Here is a 9,851-nt window from a genome sequence, read left to right as displayed (position 1 = left end):
CGACTTAGACGACCAGGATCACCAGGGAGACCCCGAGCAGGCCCAGGGGCTCGCGCAGCACCCGGCGCAGCGCGCGCAGCGCGCCGCCGCTGGCCGGCGGGGCGGCGCCCGCCTCAGGAGTTGAGGCTGCTTCGGACACGGGGATCAAGGGCGCCGATCACGGTGTCGGCGATCATGTTGGCGAGGACGAAAAAGGCGGTGGTCACCAGCACCGAACCGGTCACCAGCGGATAGTTGCGCGTCAGGATGGCGTCATAGACCAGCTTGCCGATCCCCGGGCGCGCGAAGACGATCTCGGCGAAAACCGCGGAGGAGAGCATCTGGCCGATGCCGATGCCCAGCAGGGTCAGGGTCGGCAGGATGGCGATGCGCAGGGCGTAGGAATAGACGATCTGGCGCTCCGGCAGGCCGAAGGCCCGGGCGGTGCGGATATGGCCGGCCTCCATCACCTCCAGCATGGAGGCCCGGACCATGCGGGCGATATAGCCGACCCAGCCGAGGCCGACGGCAAGCGATGGAAGGATCAGGTGGGCTAACTGGTCGCCGATGTTGCCCGGTTCCCCCGCGCCGATGGCCGGCAGCCAGCGCAGCGCCACGGCAAAAACCAGCAGCGCGTAGATGGCGACGACGAAGGAAGGCACCGCGATGACCGCCACGGAGAGCACGCCGATCACCCGGTCGGCGAAACTGCCGCGCTGGACGGCGGCCACACAGCCGAGAGGAATGCCGAGGGCCACCGACCAGGTGAGACCGCCGGCGATGAGTGCCAGGGTGAAGGGCAACTGCTCCAGCACCACATCCAGAACCGGCCGATTGGAAAGAACCTCGGTCCCGAGATCGCCCTGCCAGGCCGAGGTGTAGAAGGCCCAGAACTGTTCCCAGATCGGCCGGTCGAGCCCCATGCGCTGGCGCAGGTCCTCGATCATCTCCGGCGTCGCCCGCGGGCCCAACGCCACGGAGGCCGGATCGCCGGGGATCAGGAAGACCATGGCAAAGAGGAAGGCCATGGCCGTCGAGATGATGACGGCGGCAAGGCCGAGCCGCTTGAGGGCGTAGATCAGCATCGGAGCACCCCGGAAGCCGGCGGCGCGGCGGTTAGGGCCGCGCCGCCCTCAGCCGTCAGGCCGGCGCGAAGTCCTTCAGCAGAGGCTCGCCGTTCGGCCGCAGACCCGGCTTCACGGTGTCGCGGTGCATCAGGCCCACCACCTCATGGGTCAGGAAGACGTAGCAGCCGCTCTCCTCCATAAGGTCCTGGGCGCGCTTGTAGATCGCATCGCGCTTTGCCGGATCGGTCTCGACCAGGCCCTGGGCATGAAGCTCACCGAACTCGGCGCTGTCGAAGCGCTCCCAGTTCCACACGCCGATCTGCTCCGGCACGAACCAGGCCGTGGCCCAGCTCGGGTCCGGCTCCATGGAGAAGCGCTGCAGCAGGAGTTGCAGCTTGTCCCAGTAGTCGCCGTCCTTCGATCCAAGGGTCCAGAAGGTGCCGCTGTCGTTCTGCTTGATCTCGCATTCGATGCCGACGTCCGCGAGGTTCGCCTGGATCACCTGGGCGGCGGTCAGGCGCTCCGCCTTGTTGAGGATGTCCAGGGTGATCGACAGGTTGGTCGCACCTTCGGCCTTCAACATGTCGCGGGCCTTGTCCGGATCGTAGTTGTAGAGGTTGGCCGCGCGGTGCCCGGGCAGCCCGGGGGCGACGATGCCTGTCGAAGTTCCGGCGGCGCCGAAGTAGGCAGCGTCGACCACCGCCTCGCGGTCTATGGCGTACTGCACCGCGCGGCGGATCTTGGGATTGTCGAAGGGCGGCACGTCCTCGTTCATCCCGACCCAGACATAGGCCAGGGAGGGCCGCTCCAGGATCACCGCGCCGGAGGGCGGCGATTTCTTCAGGCGCGGCAGCGAGGAGACGGCGGTCCAGGTGTGGTCCAGATCGCCCGCCTCGAAGCCCAGCTCCGCGGTCTTCTCGTCCTCGATGGGGACGATGTGGATTTCCTCGAAGGCGCCCGCCTCGTAGGCCCAGTCCGGATTGCGCACCAGCACCGTCCGCTGTTTCGGCGTCCATTCCTTGAGGATGTAGGGGCCGGACTGCGCCACCGGTTCGGCGCCGATCTTGCCCCCGGCCTCCTCGACGGCCCGTTTGGAGAGGATCGAGCAGGTGGGCGTCGGCAGGGTCGACGACCACAGCGGCGCGAAGGCCTCGTTGAGATGGATGATGCCGGAGAGCGTGTCCTTGACCTCGACCTCTTTCAGTGACGCCCAGTCGCCGTTGTAGGGGCTTTCGTTCGCCGGATCGGCGACGCGCTCGATGGAAAACTTCACGTCTTCCGCCGTCATCTGCCCGAAGCCGTCGCTGAAGCCGATCTTGTCCTTCAGCCGAAAGGCGATGGTGGTCGGATCGAGCTGCTCGATGGTTTCCACCGCGTAGGGCATCCAGTCCCAGCTATCGCCGGGCTGATTGGTGACGAGACCGGCATAGATCGCCCGCATGATGTCACCTTCCGGCGCCGAGAGACGGAAAGCCGGGTCCATCACCTGAATGTCGGAGTAGGATCGCACGCGCAGGATACCGCCGGCCTGCGCCCAGGCGATACGCGGATCGGCCATGGCAACAAGCCCGGCCGTCGCTGCGCCGGCCATGAACTCGCGCCGCGTCGTCACACCGAACTGAGTCTTCCGGTTCATTGTTTGCCTCCCCTTTGAAAATCGCCTTACGGCTGATGCCGCACCAAGCCTCTGTCCGGGCGAGCGAAGGCACGGCTTTACAGAAGATCGCCCAACTAGACACATTTGTCCAGTGCACGGATCATCTACGGCAGTCTTCGCCTCCGCTCGGTTCTCGGGCAAAGCAAGCGGCTACCGCCATCCGGCAATCGGGCACCCTTCGATATCGGCAGAGAGTCGGCTTGAGTGGACCGAAACCTCTGCTACGTGGGGTTGTTCGCCCCTATGTCAGGAAAGGAAGAAGCTGGTGGCCAGGCAGAGCGCCCCGAGGCCGACGCAGAGGATGTCGAAGAACGACAGGGCGTTGCGTTTGCGCTCCCATCCCTTGGCGATGGCGGTTGCCAGAGGTGCAAGGCTGCCGCTTGCCTGCCGCTCGGCGTCTTCCCGGCGGAACCGCAGATAGAGATCGTGGACCGGGGGAACGACCAGCAGCAGGGAGCCGGCAAGACCCCAGTCCGCCGCCGTCATGCCCAGCCAGTCGGAGACGCAACCGAGTGCGGCCTTCACCGTGTCGCGCCAGATGAAGACTGCGCCTACAACGACAGCGATGATGCCCATGAAATAACGGGCCCTCATCGCAAGACCGCTTTGCGCGCCCTTTTCTGGCTCTGCGTCTGTTTCTTGCCCGCTGGGGCGACCGTGGCAACGACCTCCTCGAACATCTTCTCGACGCTCTGGCGAACTTCGGCCAGCACCTTCTCCTTGATGTCCTCCCCGGCCGCTCGATCCTCCGTGGCCTTCGGGCGCAATGACACCGCCGGCTCCAACTCCAGGGCCTCGCAGAGGCGCTTCAACCAGAAGAGCGTCATCTCCACCCGACCGCGTTCGAGCTTGTTGACGAAGGACTGATCGACACCCATGCGCTCGCCGACCTGGGCCTGGGTCAGGTCGCTGCTCCTGCGTGCTGCCTTCAATTGTTTGCGTATGGCGGCCGTGAAGGCGTCGGCGGCGGCGGCCTGTTCCTGCTGCGTTTCGAGCGCCGGGACCTTTCGCTTCAAGTCGGCCTCGAAGACCTCGAGCGTCTTTCCTCTGGGTTTTCTCATGGCAATCTCCAACGCTGGCCCAGGTCCCGGGTACAGGCCTAAATCCCCAACAATCGCTCGGCGTAGGCGGTCAGGTCATCGACGATTTTGGCGCGCTGCCTGGCCGTTCCGTAGCGTGCGAATCTGTGACCCCTTGCGGTGTTGACGATCCGCCGCCCACTGGTTTCCCTGTCGACTTCGATCAACAACATCCACTGACCCGCATCCTCGGTCTCCGGCAACAGATGAAACGCCCGGTCCCCGCGGCTGCGCAGGACCGTAGCCACGCCCGCCCTGCGCTTCTGAAAGTCCTTCAGGCATTTCAGGATCCGCTCGCCGTGGCCCGGCTGAGCTTCGGCGAAATCCCCGAGCGCTGACCAGAAGGCGTCCGTTCCCTCAAAGGTCTCGTAGTACATCGGTCCCCTGCCCCCGGGCAGGACGGACCGACGATATGTTCATAATATATGCCAATTCGGCATATTTGTCAAGATCGCCGGCCCGGCCGATACCCGGCACCCCAAGTTGCTCGCACACACTATGGCGAGTTCACGGGTCGGATTTCAATTTATTGTTCAAACTCTTGGGGAGTTCCGGGTCCTGTACCGCGAAACCGCTGGCCCTTATGGGGCGCCCAGGTCCGGGGCCGTGCCATTCATCGCCGGCCGTGGTGCCGCCATGGCCTGACCGACCGACTCTCCCATCATGGCCAACGACACAAACGCATAGAACGCGGTCCAGGCTTGCCGGACCTGCGCGTTGTAGTCTTTGCCGAGGGCGATCTTGAGCGTCCAGAGCAGCGCTTCGCCGAAGCTCTCGTAGTCGACCGATCTGACACCGTAGCCGACGTGGCGCCGACCCAGATCGCGGAGCATGGGGCGCAGCGTTTCCAGGTCGTCCAGACCGTCGACGACCCTGCCCAGCGCCGCCATCACCGCCCCCCGCTGTGCTTCAAGATCGTCCGGGAAGAGGTTCTGGAGGCTCGGATCCCACTCGAAGAGGCGCAGGTAGAAGAGCTGCGCCGTTGCGTCCTGAATGGGACGGAGCTTGGCAAAGCTCTGCTGGACGAGACCGATCTGTTCAGGGGTCATGAACGAGGATCCCTTCTTGCTACCTGCGCAGCCTTCATGGCGTGGCATTGAGTCACTCCGGCTCGTCCCTTCCTCTTGACCGGGAGACACCAGCGCCTCCGCCCCGAATACTATGGATGCCTCGGGAGCACGCGAATTCTCTTTTCTTTACTAGGGCTCAACAAAAACCCGGCAAGGAAAGTTCTCCGGCCCTGAACCAACGTGGTCCAACAATTTGAAGAGCGGCTATTCAATAGTTTTCAGGGTAAGCCCCAAGCCGAACTCGTACACTGTTTGTGTTCATTAGGGGTCAATTTATTAAAGACTTCGAGGGTTATGGATTGGGACTGCTTCCGTTATTTCCTGGCAGTCGTCGAGCACAAGTCGCTTTCCGCGGCGGCACGGGAACTCGGCGTGACGCAACCGACAGTGGGGCGGCGCATCCGCGATCTCGAGAACTGGCTGGATGCCCGGCTCTTCGATCGTGAGAACCTGGGCTACAGTCTGACACCTGCCGGCGAAACCATCGTCGAACTGGCCTATGGCCTCGACAAGACGGTGGGCGACATCATACGCCGGGTCAGCGGACACGACGGGCGCCGCTCCGGTCGGGTCCGCCTCTCGACCGCCGAGTGCCTGGGGACCTTCTGGCTGGTCCCCCGCCTGAGCTCGTTCAAGGGCGCGTTTCCGGAGATCGAGCTCGAGATCATTCTCAACAACAATGCGCTCGACGTTATGAGCGGGCACTGCGACATCGCCCTGCGCGTCGGGGACCCGGAGTCCGAGGATGCCATCGGCCAGTGCTTCGGCAAGGTCCATTTCGGCCTCTTCGCAAGCAGCGCATACCTCGCCGCCAACGGAACGCCAACGGCGCTTTCGGATCTGCAGCAACACTCGGTCATCGCCTGGGCGGGCGCGGACAAGGACGTCTGTATCGGCCAGCTCGTCAAGCCGCTGGCCGGCATCGCCAAGATGAACATGCTCTGCAACAGCATGACCGCGCTGCTGGCGGCAGGACGGAGCGGGCTGGGCGTGGTCGTCCTGCCGCTTTACGTCGCCGCGACCCAGAGCGATCTCACGCGCATCCTGCCCGAGGCCGTCAACCACTCCGAAGACCTCTGGCTGCTGACCCATAAGGATCTCACCAAGACGGCGAAGGTCCGGGCGGTGATGTCCTACCTCGCCGACCTGGTCAGGCGCGAGGCCGACAGCCTGCTCAGTGCCGAGGCGCTGGGGCCCTCCCCGCTTCCGGAGGAGCACCGGCAGGCCTGGGACATGATCACGCCCCAGCCGCCCCACGCCTCATAACGGCGAAGGACGGGCGTTCAGTTCGAAACGGCCGAGCGGCTTTGGTCGTAGGGCCGATAAACCAGGTCGAAGGAGATTCCCCCGAGCAGCCGGTCGACGCGATGGTTCTTGCCGGAGAGCGGCATCGCCAGCATCTCGACATGCAAGCTCGGATGGTCGATCAGCGGCACGAAGAGCGCCTGCGGGCTCTGGTGCACCACTGCTGCCTCGTAGAGGCGCCAGATCTGACTCGGCGGTGCCTGGCTGGGCAGATCGCGCAGGCGCAGGCCGGTATAGTCACGTCGGCTCCGGTTGACGATATCCACTCCCAAGAAGCGATAGGCGAGATCGAAGGGCTCGGGGTGCACGTCGACCACATAGACGATGGGCTGAAGCGCGCCGGTGTCAGAGGGTTCGATGCTGTCCAGAGGCGGTATCAGACGGTCGCCGCGCCGCTCTTCCCAGAAAGACAGCAGACTGCGCAAATGGACCGCATAAGGAATCAGATGGAAGCCCGGCCCATTCACCTTGAGCGAAAACCAGCCTGACTGCTGGACGATCGCCGATGGCAGCGGAACGTTGCCGGCGGCGTGCCAGCCCTTGCCCTCTGCGCCTGATGTTCCCTCGCTCATTCGAGCCTCCTAAGCGGTCTCCGTGGAGCACTCCCGGCTGCGCTCTGCTGCGGAAGCGCGGCAGCCGGAGTGAAGAGATCCGATGGATGAGGGGAAAGGTGGGAGATGAGGCCTTTCCGCCGCTTCGCCGACCGCCGCGCCCCCGCAAGCTCGCCGCGTCTTTATAACGATTCCAATAAAGTGGCTACGCCCCAGTTCCAACACAATTGAAGGAATCTGTTTAGGGCCCCCACATTTCTCTTGAAGGAACGTTTCCCGCCTGATCGCGGGACCTCTGGGCGATTGGAATAGGTGGCCCGTTAGCCGGCAGGCGGCGCAGGTTCGGCGCAGTCAAGGCCGGCGAGGGAGAGCCGGCCGACCGCGCCATCTAGGGGTCGAGACGAGGGTTGGAGAGAGGAGATACTTGGCGTGCCAGGGGGCACAACAGCGCCAAGCTCGGGAGTCGGGGGGGGAGCAGGCCGATGTAGATCCACAGGCTGAACCGACAGTCCCGATCTCCTCTCCCCCCATGGCCGGGCTGGTTGCCGGGCCTCTCTGGACCGTCCTGGTCCGGTCCGCAAGCTTTGCCGAAAAGCCGCCTTGGCGGGAATTGCCGAAGTTTGAATAGGGCTACACGTTTCTGAAGGAAGCCCCCTGACAACGCCCCGCCCGGACCGAAGCCGCCAGCCGCCAAAGGCGCCGCCAAGGGCCGCGCTCACGAGCGTTTTACCGGCCGCGGGGCGAATTGTGACGCTAGTCACACCAACCGAGGTGGAACCCTCGAAGATCCTCACTAAATTAGAATTATTCTAATTTAGGAACATCCATGGACTGGGACGCCTACAGGTACTTCTTGGCGGTTGCGGAGACCGGAAGCCTGTCGGCTGCCGCCCGCGCCCTGAAGGTCAGCCAGCCGACCGTCGGCCGCCAGGTCCAGGTGCTGGAACAGACACTTGAAGTGCGGCTCTTCGACCGGCGGCCCGACGGCTATGCCGTGACCGACGCGGGTCTGCGGATCCTCGAGCTGGTCCGCGATATCGATGGCGTCATGCAGGTCATCAGCCGGCGGGTCGGCGGCGAGAAGGCCAAGCTCGCCGGCAAGGTCCGCATCACCGCCGCCCAGGGCATCGGCACCTACTGGCTGCCTCAACAGGTCCATCGGCTGATGCAGCAATACCCCGAGATCCAGATCGAACTCTCCGTCTGCATCCCGACCCTCGACCTGGGCCGCCATCAGGCGGATATCGCCATCCGGCTGGGCGATCCGGGAGACGACAGCCTGATCGGCCGCCGCGTGGCGAAGGTCTCCTTCGGTCTCTTTGCCGCAGCCAGCTACCTCGCCCGGCGCGGCGAGCCCCGACGGCTCGAGGACCTGGCCGGCCATGACATCATCGAGTCGAGTGGCGAGATCGCGGACCTGCCCCAGGCCCGGATTCTGCGCGACCACGCAGCCGGCGGCCGAACTGTCGGGTTCGCCTGCGACAATCTCGTCACCCAGTTCTCGGCCATGGCTGCCGGCTGCGGGCTGCTCGCCGCGCCGCTCTACATGGCCGACGCCGCGTCGGGGATCAAGCGCGTGCTGGCGGAGAGTTTCGACGTCGAGATGGATCTCTGGCTGCTGACGCACCGCGACCACCAGGAAACGGCGCGCATGCGTGCCGTGATCGAGCACCTCTGCGATGCAGTGCGGCGCGACCGGCAACGCTTCACCGGCCGTTGAGCCGTATCGGCGGTCGGCACCGGCGGCGGAAAAGAAATCCACCTCCCCTATTCATAAGCCTTCATCGACACAGGCACGGCCCGACCGGATGATCGAAGAGGATTCGATGCCGCGACGAGGAGCGAGGACTGATGATCCGAACTGAACGAGGGCTGCGGCACTGGTTAGGCGCTGTCGTGCAAGGCGCAGTCGTTGCCTGTCTTGCCGTACCGGCGGCTGACAGCGCCCAGGCGATTCCCCTCGCCGATCTGTTCGGCGGCGAGGTCCCCGAGACCATCGTCGCCGGCGACAAGCTGTTCTCCGGCTGGACCCTACTCTCCAACAGCGATGAGACCGACCTCTCTCAGATCGAGGTTACGCCGCTTGACGATCCGGCCGACAACCTGGGGCTCCGCTACACCGACACCGGCGGTGTCTTGACCCTGGACACCCTCGGCGAGGAGTTCGGCTTTACCTTCCAGTTTACCGTCACGGTGCTCGATCCGGGTCAGCAGATCACCGGCAGTTCCCTTGAGCTGGTGGACGCGGCCACCGAGGGATTCGCATTGGTTCAGGTCCGCGAAAGCGTCGAGGACGCGGCGGGAACCACGACCCTGGCGACAAAGGACGTCATCTCCCAAGGCGAACCCAACTTCGAGGTGCTGCTGGATGCGGCGACCTTCCTGCCGCAGGAAAGCATCGTGGTGACGACTGCCGTATCCGGGCTCGTGGAAGGCACGGAAGACTTCGGCCGGCTGACGCAGTTCGACCAACGCTTCTCCCAGACCTTCATCGCCGTTTCGGAGCCGGCGAGCCTCGGGGTCCTCCTCCTCGGCCTGACCGGGCTGCTGGTCCTGAGCCGCCGGCCACAGGAGGCGGCAGCAGGCTGAGCCGGCTACTCCGGATCCGCCTCTCCAAGGCCGCCGCCGCCGGGCAGTTCGAGGACCAGCCGTTCACCCGCCGGCACGATCTGCTTGCCCTTGCCCTTGAGCGCCCGGCCGCCAGCGAGGGCGACCCGCCCCGCCGCGCCCGGCCCGCCGCCGTCGCGGCCGCGCGCGGGATGATCGATCCGGTCGAAGAGCGCCAGCAAGGCAAAGGGCGCCCCCTCGCTGTGCTCGATCTCGATGACCTGGCCGTCGCCGCCCCGCAGCCGGGCCGCGCCGCCGGAGCCCTTCCGATACTCCTTGCGGCGGTAGAGCAGCGGCGCAATGGACTCGGTGACTTCGACCGAGGTGTTGCGCACGCCGGAGGGATAGGCGGTGGCCGAGAGGCCCGGCTTGCCCGGCCGCGCCCCGGTGCCGCCGGAGTGGAAGATGTTGACCGCAAAGGGCCGGGCGTTGCCGTAGGTCTGGTCGCCGACAAGACCGTGACCGCCGCACAGCATGGGGTTCCAGAGGCTCGAACTCCCCTCCGCCGGCACCTGGCCCGGCAGCGCCTGTCCAAG

General features: G+C 65.2%; 12 protein-coding genes. 3 read left to right on the top strand and 9 right to left on the bottom strand.

What is annotated here, in order from left to right:
* Window positions 1–4: 4 nt before the first annotated feature.
* From Q0996_RS21410 to Q0996_RS21380, 7 genes are all read right to left on the bottom strand, one after another.
* Complete coding sequence (locus tag Q0996_RS21410; protein ID WP_299624685.1) at window positions 5–139, bottom strand: hypothetical protein; 135 nt, start codon at window positions 137–139, stop codon at window positions 5–7.
* Window positions 114–1,064, bottom strand: a complete 951-nt coding sequence (locus Q0996_RS21405; protein WP_299624682.1) for an ABC transporter permease — start codon at window positions 1,062–1,064, stop codon at window positions 114–116. The genes Q0996_RS21410 and Q0996_RS21405 overlap by 26 nt, the downstream gene beginning before the upstream one ends.
* Before the next feature lie 55 nt (window positions 1,065–1,119).
* On the bottom strand, window positions 1,120–2,682 hold the full coding sequence (locus Q0996_RS21400; protein ID WP_299624679.1) for an ABC transporter substrate-binding protein: 1,563 nt from the start codon (window positions 2,680–2,682) through the stop codon (window positions 1,120–1,122).
* Window positions 2,683–2,949: 267 nt separating this feature from the next.
* Window positions 2,950–3,297: a hypothetical protein gene (locus Q0996_RS21395; RefSeq protein ID WP_299624676.1), complete on the bottom strand. Its 348-nt coding sequence runs from the start codon at window positions 3,295–3,297 to the stop codon at window positions 2,950–2,952.
* Window positions 3,294–3,764 carry a helix-turn-helix domain-containing protein gene (locus Q0996_RS21390; protein ID WP_299624673.1) on the bottom strand — a complete coding sequence of 157 codons (471 nt, stop codon included), beginning with the start codon at window positions 3,762–3,764 and terminating at the stop codon, window positions 3,294–3,296. Before Q0996_RS21390 ends, Q0996_RS21395 begins: the two co-directional genes overlap by 4 nt.
* Before the next feature lie 38 nt (window positions 3,765–3,802).
* A complete protein-coding gene (locus Q0996_RS21385; RefSeq protein ID WP_299624670.1) occupies window positions 3,803–4,159 on the bottom strand; it encodes a hypothetical protein in 357 nt (118 codons plus the stop codon).
* A gap of 204 nt (window positions 4,160–4,363) precedes the next feature.
* Entirely contained in the window at window positions 4,364–4,831 is a 468-nt protein-coding gene (locus Q0996_RS21380; protein WP_299624667.1) for a globin family protein, read from the bottom strand.
* Between the two features lie 315 nt (window positions 4,832–5,146).
* On the opposite strand from Q0996_RS21380, the gene Q0996_RS21375 reads away from it, so the two are divergent.
* On the top strand, window positions 5,147–6,118 hold the full coding sequence (locus Q0996_RS21375) for a LysR family transcriptional regulator (RefSeq protein WP_299624664.1): 972 nt from the start codon (window positions 5,147–5,149) through the stop codon (window positions 6,116–6,118).
* Window positions 6,119–6,135: 17 nt separating this feature from the next.
* On the opposite strand, the gene Q0996_RS21370 is transcribed toward Q0996_RS21375, so the two are convergent.
* Window positions 6,136–6,729 (bottom strand): PAS domain-containing protein, encoded by a 594-nt coding sequence (locus Q0996_RS21370; RefSeq protein ID WP_299624662.1) that lies wholly within the window; start codon window positions 6,727–6,729, stop codon window positions 6,136–6,138.
* A gap of 805 nt (window positions 6,730–7,534) precedes the next feature.
* On the opposite strand from Q0996_RS21370, the gene Q0996_RS21365 reads away from it, so the two are divergent.
* A complete protein-coding gene (locus Q0996_RS21365) occupies window positions 7,535–8,428 on the top strand; it encodes a LysR family transcriptional regulator (RefSeq protein ID WP_299624659.1) in 894 nt (297 codons plus the stop codon).
* 176 nt (window positions 8,429–8,604) lie between these two features.
* Window positions 8,605–9,297 carry a PEP-CTERM sorting domain-containing protein gene (locus Q0996_RS21360; protein WP_299624656.1) on the top strand — a complete coding sequence of 231 codons (693 nt, stop codon included), beginning with the start codon at window positions 8,605–8,607 and terminating at the stop codon, window positions 9,295–9,297.
* 5 nt (window positions 9,298–9,302) lie between these two features.
* Here the strand turns inward: Q0996_RS21360 and Q0996_RS21355 are convergent.
* On the bottom strand, window positions 9,303–9,851 hold a 549-nt coding region (locus tag Q0996_RS21355), incomplete at its 5' end, for a hydantoinase B/oxoprolinase family protein (RefSeq protein ID WP_299624653.1).

The organism is Pelagibius sp. (assembly GCF_028289705.1).
Lineage (GTDB): Bacteria > Pseudomonadota > Alphaproteobacteria > Kiloniellales > Kiloniellaceae > Pelagibius.
This window is presented reverse-complemented; position numbering and strand designations above follow the sequence as displayed.

Excerpts from the sequence above, each read along its gene's own strand:
- Q0996_RS21400 (WP_299624679.1), bottom strand. The coding sequence starts at position 2,682 with ATGAACCGGAAGACTCAGTTCGGTGTGACGACGCGGCGCGAGTTCATG.
- Q0996_RS21385 (WP_299624670.1), bottom strand. The coding sequence starts at position 4,159 with ATGTACTACGAGACCTTTGAGGGAACGGACGCCTTCTGGTCAGCGCTC.
- Q0996_RS21405 (WP_299624682.1), bottom strand. The coding sequence starts at position 1,064 with ATGCTGATCTACGCCCTCAAGCGGCTCGGCCTTGCCGCCGTCATCATC.
- Q0996_RS21365 (WP_299624659.1), top strand. The coding sequence starts at position 7,535 with ATGGACTGGGACGCCTACAGGTACTTCTTGGCGGTTGCGGAGACCGGA.
- Q0996_RS21375 (WP_299624664.1), top strand. The coding sequence starts at position 5,147 with ATGGATTGGGACTGCTTCCGTTATTTCCTGGCAGTCGTCGAGCACAAG.
- Q0996_RS21380 (WP_299624667.1), bottom strand. The coding sequence starts at position 4,831 with ATGACCCCTGAACAGATCGGTCTCGTCCAGCAGAGCTTTGCCAAGCTC.
- Q0996_RS21370 (WP_299624662.1), bottom strand. The coding sequence starts at position 6,729 with ATGAGCGAGGGAACATCAGGCGCAGAGGGCAAGGGCTGGCACGCCGCC.
- Q0996_RS21395 (WP_299624676.1), bottom strand. The coding sequence starts at position 3,297 with ATGAGGGCCCGTTATTTCATGGGCATCATCGCTGTCGTTGTAGGCGCA.
- Q0996_RS21390 (WP_299624673.1), bottom strand. The coding sequence starts at position 3,764 with ATGAGAAAACCCAGAGGAAAGACGCTCGAGGTCTTCGAGGCCGACTTG.